The organism is Kribbella koreensis, assembly GCF_039525325.1.
Taxonomy (GTDB): Bacteria; Actinomycetota; Actinomycetes; order Propionibacteriales; family Kribbellaceae; genus Kribbella; species Kribbella koreensis.
On the sequence record NZ_BAAAHK010000020.1, the window covers coordinates 23217 to 38533 of the forward strand.

Genomic DNA, 15317 nt, shown 5'->3' on the forward strand with positions numbered 1-15317 from the left:
GGCGCCGGGATCAGGTGGTCGCGGGCAGCTTGGCGACCCGCTCGCGGAGGAGCCCCGCGGTCGCCTCGGCCAGCCGGACCGGGTCGATCGGGTGCGAGACAGCGGCCTCCGCACGCGACCAGGTGGCCAGCCACGCGTCCTGCGGGCGGCCGATCAGCACCAGGATCGGCGGGCACTGGAAGATCTCGTCCTTGAGCTGACGGGCGATCCCCATCCCACCGGCCGGAACCGACTCGCCGTCGAGGATGGCCAGGTCGATGCCGCCCTTGTCCATCAGCTTGATCACGGCCGGCTCGGTCGCGCACTCGAAGTACTCGAGCTCGGGCAGATCAGCGGCGGGCCGCTTGCCCAGGGACAGCCGGACGGACTCCCGGGTGCTGCGGTCGTCGCTGTAGACCAGCACCTTCAGCGGACGCTCTGAACTCATCGATTCATCCCAAGCTGTTTGTCTGTAACCAACGGACCCATATCCAACACCGCGAATGCTACCGGGGAGCCTGGTCGGCTCTGCGCGCCTGCTCCTCCAACCGGTCCAGCCGGCGGTCCTCACGCTTGGCCTCACGCTGCGACTGGCGCACCCACTGGACGAACAGCACCCCGAAGAAGACCAGCCCCACGATGTCACCGGAGCCCCAGAGCAGACCGCCCGCGATGTACTGGTCACGCAGCGGCGACGGCGGCCAGGAGCGGCCGAAGCTCGTGTACCAGTCCTCCGCGATCAGTTTGTTCGCGGACATGATCGTGATCCCCAGGAACGCGTGGAACGGCAGCGTCAGGAACGTCAGCAGCAGCCGGAACGGGTAGATCACCCGGCCGGGCACCGGATCGAGGCCCAGCAGCGGCCAGAAGAACAACGAACCGACAACGATGAAGTGGACGTGCAGGAGGTCGTGCAGGCCGGTCGACCGCAGCGTCGCGTCGTACCAGCCGCTGAAGTAGAGCGCCCAGGGGCTCAGGACGAACAGCACGAAGCCCACCAGGGGGAAGCAGAGCACCTTGGCGACATGGGAATGCAATACGGAGAGCAACCATCCGCGGGGCCGCTGCGGAAGGGTGCGCAGGGCAAGCGTCACCGGCGCGCCGAGCGCCATCGCCAGCGGGGTGAGCATCGACAGGATCATGTGCTGAGCCATGTGCACGCTGATCAGCACCGTGTCGTACGTGCCCAGGGCCGACTGGGTGGCGATCACCGCGCTGCCCAGACCGAGACCGACGAAGGAGAAAGTGCGGCCCTTCGACCACTTGTCGCCGCGGGCCTTGAGCCGGTGGACGCCGTACAGGTAAAGAGCGCCGACGACCACGATCACGCTGAGTAGCACCGGCTCGAAGGTCCAGGCGGTCAGCAGCCTGACCGCGCTGAACGGCTCGATCCGGTCGCCGGGTCCGGCATGAAGAGGAAGCACCTGTCAACAGTAAGAAGAGTTACTGGGCGACATGCATGGGGGTGGGCGTGCTGTCGGATACCTCGACCGACATAATGACGCCGTGGCCACTGCAACCGCGCTCCCAGCGTCTCGTGAACACGGACACCACGACCGTCCCAGCATGGTCAGTGTCGGCACGATCGTCTGGCTCTCGAGCGAACTGATGTTCTTCGCCGCCCTGTTCGCGGCGTACTTCACGATCCGGTCGGTGACGACCGCTGCCGCGGCACAGGGGGTGGCATCGCTGTGGGACACCTCCACCGCGATGCTGAACGTCCCGTTCGCGGCCGTGAACACGACGATCCTGGTGCTGTCGTCGGTGACCTGCCAGCTGGGCGTGTTCGCCGCCGAGCACGGCAAGGTCGGCCGGACCGGCTCGGTCGCCAACGTGCGCGCCTGGGGCATGCGCGAGTGGTTCATCCTCACCTACCTGATGGGCGCGGTGTTCATCGCCGGCCAGGTGACGGAGTACGCGAAGCTGGTCCACGAGGGCGTGACGATCTCGTCGTCGCCGTACGGATCGGTCTTCTACCTGACCACCGGGTTCCACGGCCTGCACGTGACCGGCGGTCTCATCGCTTTCGTGTTCGTCCTCGCCAGGACGTACATGGCTCGTAAGTTCACCCACGAACAGGCCGTCTCGGCGATCGTCGTGTCGTACTACTGGCACTTCGTCGACGTGGTCTGGATCGCCCTGTTCGCGACCATCTACCTGCTCAAATGAGTGAGAAGAGACTTTCCTTGTCACCGGCGCGCTTCCTCTCCGCGCGACGACGGCACCGGTCAGCCGGCCTCGTCGTGCTCCTGTTCGGCCTCCTGGCGGTGGGCTCCGCGTACGCCGCGTTCGCCCCTGACAACGCGACGGCGGACACCTCGGCCCAGACCCAGCAGATCGAAGAGGGCAAGAAGCTCTTCGCGGTCGGCTGTGCGAGCTGCCACGGACTGAACGCCGAAGGCGGTGGCAACGGTGAGGGCAAGTTCGCCGGACCCTCGCTGATCGGTGTCGGCGCGGCCGCGGTCGACTTCCAGGTCGGTACCGGCCGGATGCCCGCGATGCAGCCCGGCGCGCAGATCCCGCGCAAGACCCCGGCGTACACCCCGGCCGAGATCGAGGCGCTCGCGGCGTACGTCGCCAGCCTCGCCCCCGGCCCGGCGGTACCGGCCGAGGAGTCGTACGACATCAGCAAGGTCACCGACGAGCAGGTCACCCGTGGTGGCGAGCTGTTCCGGACCAACTGCACGGCGTGCCACAACTTCGCCGGCAAGGGTGGCGCGCTGCCGAACGGCCGCTACGCCCCGTCGCTGATGAACGTCGACCCCAAGCACATCTACGAGGCCATGCTGACCGGCCCGCAGCAGATGCCGGTCTTCTCAGACCAGGTGCTGCAGCCGGACGACAAGCGTGACGTGATCGCGTACCTGAAGGCGCTGCAGGAGCAGAAGGACCCGGGTGGCTTCGGTCTCGGCCGGCTCGGCCCGGTCTCCGAGGGTCTGTGGGGCTGGCTGGTCGGTATCGGCCTGCTGGTCGGCGTGGCGGTCTGGATCGGCGCCAAGGGCGTCAAGGCCAAGGGAGTGAAGGCAGAGTGAGCGACGAGAAGTCGAACCTCCCCGCGGTGAGCGGGGAGCACGGCCATGACAGCCAGGTCGTCCTGGCAGAGCCGATCCCGGACCCGGGTATCGAGCCGCACGAACTGCGCATCACCGACGTCGACCCGAAGGCAGCCGACCGGGTCGAGCGTCAGGTCTCGACGATGTTCGGCCTGGCCGGACTGCTCTTCCTGGGTTCCTGCGTCGCGTACTTCGCGATCCCGCGCGACTCGATCGTCGAGTTCGGGCCGCTGTCGGGCAACGCGAACAACCTCACCCTGGGGCTGTGCGTCGGGATCGGGCTGTTCCTGATCGGCGCCGGCGCGATCCAGTGGGCCAAGAAGCTGATGGTCGACACCGAGATCGCCGAGGACCGGCACGACGCGCACTCCACGCCGCAGCAGAAGACCGAGATCATGGACGCGTTCCAGGTCGGCGTGGCCGAGTCGGGCTTCACCCGGCGCAAGCTGATCCGCCGGTCGCTGCTCGCCTCGATGGGTCTGCTCGGGCTGCCGGCCATCGTGTTCCTCCGCGACCTGGGCCCGCTGCCCGGCCGCAGCCTCTACACGACCATCTGGGCCAAGGGCATCCGGGTCGTCAACGACGTCACGCTGCGCCCGATCAAGCCGTCCGACCTGATCGTCGGCCAGCTGGTCAACGCGGCGCCGGCCAACCTCGCTCCGATCGAGGAGGAGAGCGCGGTCACGTACCAGAACGAGAAGGCCAAGGCCGCCGTGATCGTGGTCCGGATCAAGCCGGAGGAGATCCGGACGCCGGCCGGCCGGGAGAACTGGGGCATCGACGGCATCCTGTGCTACTCCAAGATCTGCACCCACGTGGGCTGCCCGATCTCGCTGTACGAGCAGACCACGCACCACGTGCTCTGCCCGTGCCACCAGTCGACGTTCGACCTGGCCGACGGCGCCAAGGTCGTCTTCGGCCCCGCCGCCCGCCCGCTGCCGCAGCTACCATTGGCCGTGGATTCAGAGGGCTATCTCGTCGCGCAGAGCGGCTTCAACGAGCCGGTCGGCGCGAGCTTCTGGGAACGAGGGTGACAACCGTGTCTGACAAAGACTTTCCGCCTCCGGTCAAGTGGGTCGACGACCGGCTGGGCATCGGGAAGATCGGCAAGAAGAACCTGCGCAAGGTCTTCCCCGACCACTGGTCCTTCATGCTCGGCGAGATCGCGCTCTACAGCTTCATCATCTTGCTGCTGACCGGTGTCTTCCTGACCTTCTGGTTCAAGCCGTCGATGGCCGACGTCACCTACCAGGGCTCGTACAGCCTGCTCAAGGGCCTGCACATGTCGGAGGCCTACGCCTCCACCCTGGACATCTCGTTCGACATCCGCGGCGGTCTGCTGATGCGGCAGATCCACCACTGGGCGGCCGTGCTGTTCGTCGCCTCGATGATGGTCCACCTGCTCCGCATCTTCTTCACCGGCGCGTTCCGCAAGCCGCGTGAGCTGAACTGGGTGATCGGCTTCGGCATGCTGTTCCTCGGCATCATCGAGGGCTTCATCGGCTACGGCCTCCCCGACGACCTGCTGTCCGGTACCGGTCTGCGGATCACCCAGGGCATGATCCAGGCGTCGCCGATCGTCGGTTCGTACCTGACCTTCTTCATCTTCGGCGGCGAGTTCCCCGGCGACGAGTTCGTCTCCCGGTTCTTCACCGTGCACGTGCTGCTGATCCCGGGCCTGATCCTCGCCCTGGTGACCGCGCACCTGTTCCTGGTCGTGTACCACAAGCACACGCAGTACCCGGGTCCCGGCCGGACCGAGAAGAACGTCGTCGGCTACCCGCTGATGCCGGTCTACATGGCCAAGGCCGGTGGCTTCTTCTTCGTCGTCTTCGGCATCACCGCCCTGATGGGCGCGCTGCTGCAGATCAACCCGGTCTGGCTGTACGGTCCGTACAACCCGGCCGAGGTGACCGCAGGCTCCCAGCCCGACTGGTACATGGGCTGGCTGGAGGGCTCCGTGCGCCTGATGCCAGGCTTTGAGAGTCATTTCTGGGGTATCACGCTCAGCTGGAACCTGCTGATACCGGCGCTGATCATCCCGCCGGCGTTCGTCACCCTGGTCGCCCTGTATCCGTTCATCGAAGGCTGGATCACCGGCGACAAGCGCGAACACCACCTGCTGGACCGGCCGCGCAACATGCCGACCCGGACCGGGATCGGCGCCGCGTTCATCACGTTCTACGGTCTGCTCTGGATCGGCGGTGGCAACGACCTGATCGCCACCCACTTCGGGGTATCGCTGAACAACGTGACCTGGTTCCTGCGGTTCGCGGTCTTCCTCGGCCCGGTGCTCGCGTTCTGGGCCACCCGGCGGATCGCGATCTCCCTGCAGCGCGCCGACAACGACCGGATCCTGCACGGCCTCGAGTCCGGCATCATCGTCCGGACGCCCGAGGGCGAGTACTACGAGAAGCACACCCCGATCTCGAACTACGAGGCGTACGAGCTCACCGCCCGCGAGCGGCTGCTTCCGCTGGACATCGGCCCGGAGACGGACGACAACGGCGTACGGGCTCCGAAGCGGGCGCTGAACAAGGTCCGGGCCCGGCTGTCGAAGTTCTACTTCGCCGACGCGGTCCAGAAGCCGACGGCCGCCGAGATCGAGGAAGCCCACGCGCACGGTCACCACGACGAGCACGAGGCAGTAGAGGGCGCCACCGGCACGGTGGAGCTCGACGAGGGCACCTCCCGCGAGGTCTCGCACCACTAGTCACCAGCAGTCGCAGTACCGAAGGCCCCGGCGACCACGCCGGGGCCTTCGCCGTTTCCGAGGGCTGTGTCAGGTGGTGTCAGGGCCGGTGGACGTCGTGGGCGGCATGGGCAGATTGGGCAGGGCGTTCCGGGGCAGGTTCCTCCGACGAGTGGGCGGGGCTGGTAGGGGCGTCGCTGGGCGGGTTGACGGCTCCTGGGGCTCCAGGGGCCGGCTGGGGTCGCTGGGCGGTACCAGCGGCCTCTGACGGGCCTACGGCCGCTTCTGCCGGGCTGAGAGGGTCCACTGCCGGCTTGGAGCGACCGGAAACAGGCAGCCCGCCTGGCGGCTGCGGGGCCCTCATGTACAGCTCGGCCGACGGCGCCCGCACGATGGCCGCCTCGGTGACCACCGGCGACGCAGCCATCGACGTAGTCACCGAATTCAGCAAAGCCCTCCCCAGCTCCTCACCGCCGTCTTCTGCACCAGCTGAGTTCAGCCAGCCGTCGACAACGCTGAACTCCGCGCCGCAAGACCACTCAGCCGTCGCCGGGTGTCGCGAAGCTCGGCCTCCCTGGCATCGAGCCGCTCAGCCAGGGAGTCCAGCTCAGCCCGCAGCCGAGGGCAAAGCTCCAGCGTCGTCCCATGCTCGCCGGTACGAGCACACTCGAGGTACTGCCGGATGATGGCCGTCCCCAGCCCAGCGGCGATCATCGCCTTGATCTGAGCCACCCTGATGACGTCGGCTTCGGCATAGTTCCGGTACCCGTTGCTGTCACGCTCCGGTACCAGCAGCTCCTGCTCCTCGTAGTGCCTGAGCGCCCGCGCGCTCACCCCGCTCACCTCAGCCAACTCACCGATCAGCACCTGCCGCCTCCCCCGTCGCCGACTTGACCTTCACGCTGACGTGAACCCATACCGTCCAGCACCATGACACCAGCAACAACCCACCAGCGCGCCACAATCATCCACGGCTACGGAGCAACCCCCGAAGACCACTGGTTCGGCTGGCTGGCCCAACAACTCGAGTCCCACGGAATCCCCACCAGCGTCCCGCGCCTCCCGAACCCCCTGCACCCAGACCCCACCCACTGGTCAGCAATAGTCCGTACCGCCGTAGGCACCCCCGACGAGCACTCAATAGTCATCGCCCACAGCCTCGGCTGCCTAACCGTCCTCCGCCACCTGGCCTCACTCCCCACCCCTTGGCGGCTAGGCACCCTCATCTTGGTCGCCGGCTTCGTAGACCCACTCCCCGTCTTCCCAGAACTCGACGCCTACATAGCCGACGGCTGCCCCCTGGAAGCGATCACTCCCAACGTCGACCAGCTGACGATCATCCGCTCAGACGCCGACCCGTACGTCCCCCCAGCTCACACAGACCGCCTAGCCGCCCTCCTAGGAACCACCTCAACCGTCATCCCCGCCGCCGGCCACTTCCTCACCACCGACGGCTTCACCACCCTCCCCCAAGCCCTCCGCCCCCTCGGACTCCGACTGGCAACTACCGGGCGGCACCACACGGCGGCTGCCTCGCCCCGCTGACGGCCTTCAGACGTGTTTGCGACCCTCGGCAGTGGCGCACGGCTGTCATCGCCCGAAGGGTCGCCCAATCTGCTGAGACAGGCATCGCCCTCGGCCGCGACGCGCTCAGCGCCAATGAGGTGGCACGCAACGCTGGAGCGCTTCGTAGGAGCCGATGCCCGAGTGAGCCACGGAGCAACAAGCCGGACACCGGCCGCCTGTCGATCGCGGCGGAGAACCGGCACCGGACGTGGAGCTGGCCTCAGCTGAGTCGGCCCAAGTGAGTCGGGCCGGGTGAGTCGGACCGGGTCAGTTGGGCCCAGGTGAGTCGGACCCAGGTGAGTTGGGCCAGGTGAGTTGGGCCAGGTGAGTCGGGTGACGGGTCAGTCAGGTGACGGCTGCCATACGCGGTACCCCCTCGGCCAGGACCAGCGCCAACGATCTGCGGGCGCCAGCCGGGTGGTCGTCTTCGCGCGACGCAGGAGCGCCCGTCGGGTGAGTGGGAGCCGGCGTGGGAGCGAGCGGCGTAGGAGCGAGCACAGTACTCACCAGCCAGCAGCACGAGTCTGCACCAACACCAGACCCAACCCTCATTAGGAGTGGCTTTCAGCACGGGTGGGTGGGAGCTGGCGGCCGTAGGGAGCGAGCGTGGGCGCTGGTGTGGGGGATGCTGTACGACGCAGAACAGCAGCCGGCCGGAAGTACCGGTCGGCTGCTGTCAGGAGAGTCAGGCTAGGGCTGAGCCTGCTTTGTACTGGGCCCAGGTTTCGTTCCAGTCGGTCCAGCCGTTGCCCTTTTCCATGTGGCGGGTGGTGCCGGTGACTACCACCGGGTCGCCACGGAGGGTCTGGCCGAAGTACCACTGGGCGTCTTTGAGGCTCATGCCGACGCAGCCGTGGCTGACGTTCTCGCTGCCCTGGGCGCCGCCGGACCAGGGGGCGCCGTGGATGAACTCGCCGGAGCTGGTCACCCGCTGGGCCCACTGGACGTTGCTGATGTTGTAGTAGTTCGGGTCGCCGGGCTTGATGCCGATGGTGGCGGCGTCCATCCGCTTGGTCTTGAACTTCTCCATGATGACCTTGACGCCGCTGCGGGTGGTGAAGCCGTCCTTGCCCGCGGTGATCGGGATCGTCCGGGCCAGTTTGCCGTTGATCGCGACCGTCATCGTGTGCTTCTTGACGTTGACGGTGGTGACGACCGACTTGCCGATGGTGAAGCTGATCTTGCGGTTCGCGTTGCCCCAGATGTTGCCGCCGGCGTTCACGCCCTGGGTCTTGATGTCGACCGTGACCTTGGTGCCGGCCGGCCAGTACGTCTTCGGGCGGTAGTTGACCTGCTTGCTGTTCTGCCACGACCAGGTGCCGTCGACCGGGACCGACGTGGTCACCTTCAGGCGCTTCTCGACCGCGGCCTTGTCCTTGACCGGGTTGTTCCAGTAGATCTGCACCGGCATCGCGACACCGACGGTCTCGCCGTCGAGCGGGGCGACCGAGGCCTTCAGCTTGCCGCCGGCCGGGCTCAGCGTCTTGAAGGTCGAGCTGATCGGGATCGTCCCGCCGTCGGTGCCCTTCGCGGTGCCGGACAGCGTGTACTTCGCCCCCGGCTTGAGCCCGGGCTCAGCGGTCCACACGGACTTGTCCGCGTTCAGCGAACCGTCGATCTTGTTGCCGTCGTCGTCCTTCAGCGTGATGTCGGACAGCTCACCGCCGGTACTGGTCACCGTGACCGCCTGGTCGGGCTTGACCGCGGTGGCGCCCTTGGCCGGGACGATCTGGACGTTCGCCGCGGCCGGGTCGCCCGACGGCGTGCTGCTCGAGCCAGGCGTCGACGGGCCGCCGGAGGGGTTCGTGCTGCCCTGTGTGTTCCCCGCTGACGGTGCCGGATCGCCCGCCTTGGTGTCGCTGCAAGCGGTGCCGGCCAGCAGCATCGCGCAGATCCCCGCTACGGCAAGACCGTGCTTACGGACGGTACTACTCAACACCCTGAGCTCCCCTGAGATAACGTTCAGCCGCCACGCGAAGCCTAGCTCGCCGAACGGTCATAGCCACGCACTGCATACGTCACCAGTACGGCGGAGCCCCCACGGCCCGCTGTACTGGTGACGTCCGGCAAGCCGGAAAAGTTGACGATCCGATCGATTAGTGAGCGTGGTCACCGCGGTAGTACTCGAAGACCCAGCCACTCAGCGTGACGATGCCGATGCCGGCGCCGACGATGAACAGCCACCAGCCGAAGACCAGCCCGAGCACGATCACCGAGACCGTGCCGGCGCACCACAGCGGCCACCAGGAGTACGGCGGGAAGAAGCCCAGCTCACCGGCTCCCTCGACGATCTCGGCTTCCTTGCGGTCCTCCGGCCGGGCGTCCATCCGGCGGCCGGTGATGGTCAGGTAGAACGCGACCAGCAGGGACAAGAAGAACGTCATCACCAGCGCGGTGGTGCCGGTGGGGTCCTCGGACATGATCCAGTAGATCGGCGTCACGATCAGGACGAACACCGTCAGGATGCCGAAGACCCAGGCCTCCGCCTTCATGCCTTACCCTCTCCGTCCGCGCCGTTGCCGGCCGCGATGTTGCGTTCCAGGTTCTCGACCCGGCCCTGGTCCTCACCGGCGTCCAGCAGGTTGTCCCGCGGAGCGCCGCTGTCCGGGTACTCCGCCATGGCGATCTCCGGGTGGTGGAGGTCGAAGGCAGGGCTCTCGGACCGGATCCGGGGCAGGCTGACGAAGTTGTGCCGCGGCGGCGGGGAACTGGTCGCCCACTCCAGCGAGCGGCCCCAGCCCCACGGGTCGTCGACGCCGACCAGCGGCGACTTGCGCGACTTGTAGACGTTGTAGAAGAACGGCAGCATCGACAGGCCGAGGATGAAGGCGCCGACGCTGGAGACCTCGTTCAGCGTGGTGAAGCCCTCGTTCGCCCCGTACGACGCGTAGCGCCGCGGCATGCCCTCGACACCCAGCCAGTGCTGCACCAGGAAGGTCGTGTGGAAGCCGATGAACAGCAGCCAGAAGTGCAGCTTGCCGAGCTTCTCGTCGAGCATCCGGCCGGTCATCTTGGGCCACCAGAAGTAGAAGCCCGCGAACATCGCGAACACGACGGTGCCGAAGACGACGTAGTGGAAGTGCGCGACCACGAAGTACGAGTCGGACAGCTGGTAGTCCAGCGCCGGCGACGCCAGGATGACGCCGGTCAGACCGCCGAACAGGAAGGTGGTGAGGAAGCCGACCGACCACAGCATCGGGGTGTCGAACGACACCGAGCCGCCCCACATGGTGCCGATCCAGTTGAAGAACTTCACCCCGGTGGGCACCGCGATCAGGAACGTCATGAAGCTGAAGAACGGTAGGTTCACCGCTCCGGTGACGAACATGTGGTGCGCCCACACCGCCACCGAGAGGACCGCGATCCACAGCGTCGCGCCGACCAGGCCGATGTAGCCGAAGACGGGCTTGCGGCTGAAGACCGGCAGGATCTCGGTGATGATGCCGAAGAACGGCAGCGCGATGATGTAGACCTCGGGATGCCCGAAGAACCAGAACAGGTGTTGCCACAGCAACGGCCCGCCGTTCGCGGCGTCGAAGACGTGAGCCCCCAAGGCTCGATCCGCCTCCAGCATCAGCAGCGCGCCGGCCAGGATCGGGAAGGCGATCAGGACCAGGATCGACGTCACCAGGATGTTCCAGGTGAAGATCGGCATCCGGAACATCGTCATACCGGGCGCCCGCATCGTGATGATGGTCGTCACGAAGTTGACCGCACCCAGGATGGTACCGAGACCGGCCATCCACAGACCCATGATCCACAGGTCACCGCCGACACCCGGCGAACGGACCGCGTTCGACAGCGGCGCGTAGGCGAACCAGCCGAAGTCGGCCGCACCGCCCGGCGTGAAGAAGCCGCTGATCGTGATCAGGCCGCCGAACAGGAACAGCCAGAAGCTGAACATGTTCAGCCGCGGGAACGCCACGTCGGGCGCGCCGATCTGGACCGGCATGATCACGTTCGCGAAGCCGACGAACAGCGGCGTCGCGAACAGCAGCAGCATGATCGTGCCGTGCATGGTGAAGAGCTGGTTGTAGACCTCTTCGTTGACGATCTGCAGACCCGGCTTGGCCAGCTCGGCCCGGATCAGCAGCGCCATCACGCCACCGATCAGGAAGAACGCGAACGACGTGATCAGGTACAGATGCCCGATCAGCTTGTGGTCGGTCGTGGTCAGCCACTTGACCGCGATCTGGCCCTTGGTGCGCCGCCTGGGCAGCGCGGTCGCCGCACCGATGGCGCCTGTGCGCTCGGCGAAGTCGGTCACTTCTCGCCCTCCTGCTCACCGTGGCCGGGAATGGTCGTCGCGTCCTGACCGCCGGTCGCCGCCCCGGTCTGGCCCTTGGCGGCCAGCTCCTTGAGGTGCGCCTGGTACTCGTCCGCGGTGACCACCTTGACGGTGAAGATCATCCGGCTGTGGTAGAGACCGCACAGCTCCGCGCACTTGCCCGCGAAGGTGCCGGTCTTGGTCGGGGTCAACTCGAGCTTGTTGGTGCGGCCCGGGATGACGTCGAGCTTGAAGTAGAAGGCCGGCACCCAGAACGAGTGGATGACGTCCGGCGAGGTCAGGTCGAAGTGCACCGACTCGTTCACCGGCAGCCACAGCGTGGCGGGGTTGTCCAGCGTGCCGGTCTCCCAGACGCCTTCCTGCCCGTCGACGGTGTCCTTGTAGTTGAAGGTCCACTGCCACTGCTGGCCGACCACGTTGATCGTGTGGGACGGGTTGTCCGACATGTGCGTGATCTTGTTGCCGTGCTCGACGGTGTAGAAGAACAGCACACCGATGATCGCGAACGGCGCCAGCGTGTAGAGCACCTCGAGCGGCAGGTTGTAGCGCGTCTGCCGCGGGGCGTCCTCGTTGCGCCGGCGGTACCGGACCGAGGCATACAGGATCAGGCCCCAGGTGAGCACACCGATGATCAGGGCGGCGATCCAGGCGCCGATCCAGAGGCTCTTCATCGCCTCGGTGCGGTCGGACGCGCCCGGGGGCAGACCGAGCCGTTTCCACTGCTCGGTGGTCTCCGACGAGCAGCCGGTCAGCACCAACGTGCCTACCGCTACTGACGTCGCCACCAGCAAGCGTCGCTTCGCCGGACGTACCGCGGCGCGGGCCCTCTTCAGACCTGCTGCGCGCACCACTCCGGGCGTGCCGTTCGAACCCACGGGGCGCCTTTCCCTTCCCAGGTGAGACTGACGACAGAACACTACTGGACACCTCTGGCGGTTCTGCGCATAGGTAGGGCTTAGCGTTTCCCGTGTGAGCAACCGTGCATACCTAGATGCCGCGACAGCGGAACCACTGCATCCCGCAGCGCGGGAAGTGTTGCTCTCGGCATTGGAATCCGGGTGGGCCGATCCGGCCCGGCTGCACCACGAGGGACGGACGGCCAGACTGCTGCTCGACAACGCCCGTGCGGTGCTGGCCGAAGGCCTCGGAGTACGGGTGGATGAGCTGTTCTTCACCGCCTCCGGCACGGCCGCCATCCATGCCGGGTTGCTCGCTGTGACGGCTGCCCGGCGGCGGGTCGGGGACGTGGTCGTGCACTCTGCGGTGGAGCACTCCGCAGTACTCCATGCGGCGGCAGCAGCCGGTACTGCGAACGAGATCCCCGTCGACAGCCTCGGACGAGTCGACCTGGACGCCTTCACGGCACAGGTCAGGCAACCCGGTGTAGCCGTCGCTGCGCTCCAGTCGGCCAACCATGAGGTCGCTACCCGCCAGCCGATCGCGGAGCTCGCCGAGGCGTGCGCAGCCGCGCAGGTGCCGCTGTTCGTCGACGCAGCCGCCTCGATCGGGCATGACGTCGTACCAGCCGGGTGGTCCGCGTTGACGGCCAGTGCCCACAAGTGGGGCGGGCCGGCGGGCGTCGGGCTGCTCGCCGTACGGAAGGGGACGCGGCTTGCGCCGAGCTGGCCCGTGGACGAGCGGGAGGACGGCCTCTCCCCCGGCCACCCGAACGTCCCCGCTGCTCTGGCGGCCGCAGCGGCTCTGCAGGCGCGACTGCTGGAGGCTGAGGAGCTCAACAAGCAGCACCGGGCGTGGATCGACGAGCTGCGGCACCGGGTCGCGGCAGACATCACCGACGTCGAGGTAGTCGGCGACCCGGACGACCGACTGCCACACGTACTCACCTTCTCCTGCCTGTACGTCGATGGCGAGGCACTGGTCACCGCCCTGGACGCCGAGGGCTTCTCCGTGTCGAGCGGCTCAGCCTGTACTGCGAGCACGCTCCGCCCCTCGCATGTGCTCGCAGCCATGGGTGTGCTGACCCACGGCAACGTACGCGTCTCCCTGGGCCGCACCTCCACCCACGACGAGGTCGACCGCTTCGCTAGCGTCCTGCCCGGCATCGTGCAGCGGATCCGGGCCGAGGTGGGCATGTGACGCTGGACTGCCGCGGCATGCTCTGCCCACTCCCCGTGATCAAACTCGCCCAGGCGTTCCCCAGCCTGCAGATCGGCGACACCATCACCGTCCTGGCCGACGACCCCGCCGCCGCCACCGACATCCCCGCCTGGTGCCGCATGCGCGCCCAGGAACTCGTCTCCGCGACCGGCGGCGAGTACGTCGTACGCCGGCTCAGCTAAAACGGTTGGCGCCCACGGGCGGGGCGTTGCGAGACTTCGCTGCGTGACTGACTTCGCCTACAAGCCGACGCTGACCGGAGAGCTGGTCGTCCTGCGGCCGGTGACCGAGGACGACTATCCGGCGATGCAGGTCGCCATGGACGATCCCGATGTGGTGCGGTTCACCGGGAGTCGGGGGGAGATCGGCGAAGAGGCCGCGCGCAAGTGGTACCGGACCAGGGGCGAGCAGACCGACCGGCTGGATCTGGCGATCGTCGACAAGGCCAGTGGTGAGGTTGTCGGGGAGGCTGTGCTCAACGAGTGGAGTCCGGAGGACGAGAGCTGTAACTTCCGGATTCTGATCGGGCCGGCCGGCCAGGGGCGCGGGCTCGGCACCGAGGCGACCCGGCTGATCGTCGGGTACGGGATCGAGCAGCTCGGGCTGCACCGGATCGATCTCGGCGTCTACGCGTTCAATCCGCGGGCGCAGCGGGCGTACGAGAAGGCCGGTTTCGTCACCGAGGGGGTCAAGCGGGATGCCCTGAAGTGGGACGGCGAATGGGTCGACGAGATCGTGATGGCGGTACTGGCCACCGACTGGAAGCCGCTACCTTCGACCACGTGACCGATTTAGTCTCGAAGGCCCAGCGGATCGCCGTACTGACCGGCGCCGGAGTCTCCACCGCCTCCGGGATCCCGGATTTCCGTGGTCCGCAGGGCCTGTGGACGAAGAACCCGGCCGCGCAGGCGATGTTCGACATCGACGAGTACGTCGCCTCGACCGAGGTCCGGGCCGAGGCCTGGAAGTTCCGCCGCGCGGCCGCCGCCTGGGACGCCGAGCCCAACGCCGGCCACCGCGCCCTCGTCGACCTCGAACGCCAGGGCCGCCTGACCGGCCTGATCACCCAGAACGTCGACGGCTTGCACCAGAAGGCCGGCTCGGTGCTCGTCCACGAACTCCACGGCACGGTCTGGTACGTCGATTGCCTCACCTGCGCCGATCGCGTCCCCATGGCCGAGGTCCTCCCCCGCCTCGAGGCAGGCGACCCCGACCCGGCCTGCGAGCTCTGCGGCGGCATCCTCAAATCCGCCACCATCTCCTTCGGCCAATCCCTGGACCAAGCTGTCATCGACGCAGCCACCAGAGCCACCCAGGAAGCCGACCTCTTCCTCGCGATCGGCACCTCCCTCCAGGTCTATCCCGCCGCCGGCCTCTGCGACCTGGCCCTCCGGGCCGGCATCCCGCTCGTCATCCTCAACGCCGAGCCCACCCCGTACGACGACGAAGCCACCGCCGTGATCACCACCCCGATCGAGGAAACCCTCCCCGGCCTCGTCGCCTGATTCACGGATTCGCGGTAAAGGTGCTGACGATTCGGGCCGGCGCGGTGAGGGACTCCGGAGCGCCGCCGGCCCTGTTGGGCGGGCCACTGGCAGGTTTCGGCCCCGGACCGCCCTGC

16 protein-coding genes are annotated in these 15317 nt (G+C 67.4%); 9 read left to right on the forward strand and 7 right to left on the reverse strand.

Annotated features, from left to right (window positions below):
- Positions 1–10 precede the first annotated feature (10 nt).
- Both ABD116_RS35280 and ABD116_RS35285 read right to left on the reverse strand, forming a co-directional pair.
- Entirely contained in the window at positions 11–427 is a 417-nt protein-coding gene (locus tag ABD116_RS35280; RefSeq protein WP_343980782.1) for an Rv3143 family two-component system response regulator, read from the reverse strand.
- Positions 428–485: 58 nt separating this feature from the next.
- Positions 486–1403, reverse strand: a complete 918-nt coding sequence (locus ABD116_RS35285) for a cytochrome c oxidase assembly protein (RefSeq protein ID WP_343980785.1) — start codon at positions 1401–1403, stop codon at positions 486–488.
- A 31-nt stretch (positions 1404–1434) separates the two neighbouring features.
- Between ABD116_RS35285 and ctaE the strand changes: the two genes are divergently transcribed.
- From ctaE to qcrB, 4 genes are read left to right on the forward strand one after another with little or no spacing between them, the layout of a single operon-like run.
- Positions 1435–2148 carry an aa3-type cytochrome oxidase subunit III gene (gene ctaE / locus ABD116_RS35290; RefSeq protein WP_486327396.1) on the forward strand — a complete coding sequence of 238 codons (714 nt, stop codon included), beginning with the start codon at positions 1435–1437 and terminating at the stop codon, positions 2146–2148.
- Positions 2145–3011 (forward strand): cytochrome bc1 complex diheme cytochrome c subunit, encoded by an 867-nt coding sequence (gene qcrC, locus ABD116_RS35295; RefSeq protein ID WP_343980790.1) that lies wholly within the window; start codon positions 2145–2147, stop codon positions 3009–3011. Before ctaE ends, qcrC begins: the two co-directional genes overlap by 4 nt.
- A 26-nt stretch (positions 3012–3037) precedes the next feature.
- Positions 3038–4066, forward strand: a complete 1029-nt coding sequence (gene qcrA, locus ABD116_RS35300) for a cytochrome bc1 complex Rieske iron-sulfur subunit (RefSeq protein WP_343981516.1) — start codon at positions 3038–3040, stop codon at positions 4064–4066.
- A complete protein-coding gene (gene qcrB, locus ABD116_RS35305; RefSeq protein WP_343980794.1) occupies positions 4063–5745 on the forward strand; it encodes a cytochrome bc1 complex cytochrome b subunit in 1683 nt (560 codons plus the stop codon). Before qcrA ends, qcrB begins: the two co-directional genes overlap by 4 nt.
- 474 nt (positions 5746–6219) lie before the next feature.
- On the opposite strand, the gene ABD116_RS35310 is transcribed toward qcrB, so the two are convergent.
- Entirely contained in the window at positions 6220–6591 is a 372-nt protein-coding gene (locus ABD116_RS35310; RefSeq protein WP_343980797.1) for a MerR family transcriptional regulator, read from the reverse strand.
- Positions 6592–6654: 63 nt separating this feature from the next.
- Here ABD116_RS35310 and ABD116_RS35315 point away from each other — a divergent pair, with 63 nt between their 5' ends.
- On the forward strand, positions 6655–7269 hold the full coding sequence (locus ABD116_RS35315; protein WP_343980800.1) for an RBBP9/YdeN family alpha/beta hydrolase: 615 nt from the start codon (positions 6655–6657) through the stop codon (positions 7267–7269).
- A 706-nt stretch (positions 7270–7975) separates the two neighbouring features.
- Here ABD116_RS35315 and ABD116_RS35320 read toward each other — a convergent pair.
- From ABD116_RS35320 to ctaC, 4 genes are all read right to left on the reverse strand, one after another.
- Positions 7976–9229 (reverse strand): L,D-transpeptidase, encoded by a 1254-nt coding sequence (locus ABD116_RS35320; protein WP_343980803.1) that lies wholly within the window; start codon positions 9227–9229, stop codon positions 7976–7978.
- Positions 9230–9386: 157 nt separating this feature from the next.
- Positions 9387–9782: a cytochrome c oxidase subunit 4 gene (locus ABD116_RS35325; RefSeq protein ID WP_343980806.1), complete on the reverse strand. Its 396-nt coding sequence runs from the start codon at positions 9780–9782 to the stop codon at positions 9387–9389.
- Entirely contained in the window at positions 9779–11527 is a 1749-nt protein-coding gene (ctaD, locus tag ABD116_RS35330; protein WP_343981520.1) for an aa3-type cytochrome oxidase subunit I, read from the reverse strand. The genes ABD116_RS35325 and ctaD overlap by 4 nt, the downstream gene beginning before the upstream one ends.
- Before the next feature lie 26 nt (positions 11528–11553).
- Positions 11554–12363: an aa3-type cytochrome oxidase subunit II gene (ctaC, locus tag ABD116_RS35335; protein ID WP_343980808.1), complete on the reverse strand. Its 810-nt coding sequence runs from the start codon at positions 12361–12363 to the stop codon at positions 11554–11556.
- 184 nt (positions 12364–12547) lie between these two features.
- Between ctaC and ABD116_RS35340 the strand changes: the two genes are divergently transcribed.
- From ABD116_RS35340 to ABD116_RS35355, 4 genes are read left to right on the forward strand one after another with little or no spacing between them, the layout of a single operon-like run.
- Positions 12548–13675 carry a cysteine desulfurase family protein gene (locus ABD116_RS35340; RefSeq protein ID WP_343980811.1) on the forward strand — a complete coding sequence of 376 codons (1128 nt, stop codon included), beginning with the start codon at positions 12548–12550 and terminating at the stop codon, positions 13673–13675.
- The gene (locus ABD116_RS35345) at positions 13672–13878 is read left to right on the forward strand and encodes a sulfurtransferase TusA family protein (protein ID WP_343980813.1); all 207 of its coding nucleotides are present in this window, start codon (positions 13672–13674) and stop codon (positions 13876–13878) included. The genes ABD116_RS35340 and ABD116_RS35345 overlap by 4 nt, the downstream gene beginning before the upstream one ends.
- A gap of 43 nt (positions 13879–13921) precedes the next feature.
- Positions 13922–14482, forward strand: coding sequence for a GNAT family N-acetyltransferase (locus tag ABD116_RS35350; RefSeq protein WP_343980815.1), 561 nt, complete (start codon positions 13922–13924; stop codon positions 14480–14482).
- Positions 14479–15201: an SIR2 family NAD-dependent protein deacylase gene (locus tag ABD116_RS35355; RefSeq protein ID WP_343980818.1), complete on the forward strand. Its 723-nt coding sequence runs from the start codon at positions 14479–14481 to the stop codon at positions 15199–15201. The genes ABD116_RS35350 and ABD116_RS35355 overlap by 4 nt, the downstream gene beginning before the upstream one ends.
- Positions 15202–15317: the final 116 nt, after the last annotated feature.

What these genes read in the sequence shown, in the direction of transcription:
- ABD116_RS35280 (WP_343980782.1), bottom strand. Translation starts at nt 427, where the DNA reads ATGAGTTCAGAGCGTCCGCTGAAGGTGCTGGTCTACAGCGACGACCGC.
- ctaE (WP_486327396.1), top strand. Translation starts at nt 1,435, where the DNA reads ATGCATGGGGGTGGGCGTGCTGTCGGATACCTCGACCGACATAATGAC.
- qcrC (WP_343980790.1), top strand. Translation starts at nt 2,145, where the DNA reads ATGAGTGAGAAGAGACTTTCCTTGTCACCGGCGCGCTTCCTCTCCGCG.
- ABD116_RS35315 (WP_343980800.1), top strand. Translation starts at nt 6,655, where the DNA reads ATGACACCAGCAACAACCCACCAGCGCGCCACAATCATCCACGGCTAC.
- ABD116_RS35325 (WP_343980806.1), bottom strand. Translation starts at nt 9,782, where the DNA reads ATGAAGGCGGAGGCCTGGGTCTTCGGCATCCTGACGGTGTTCGTCCTG.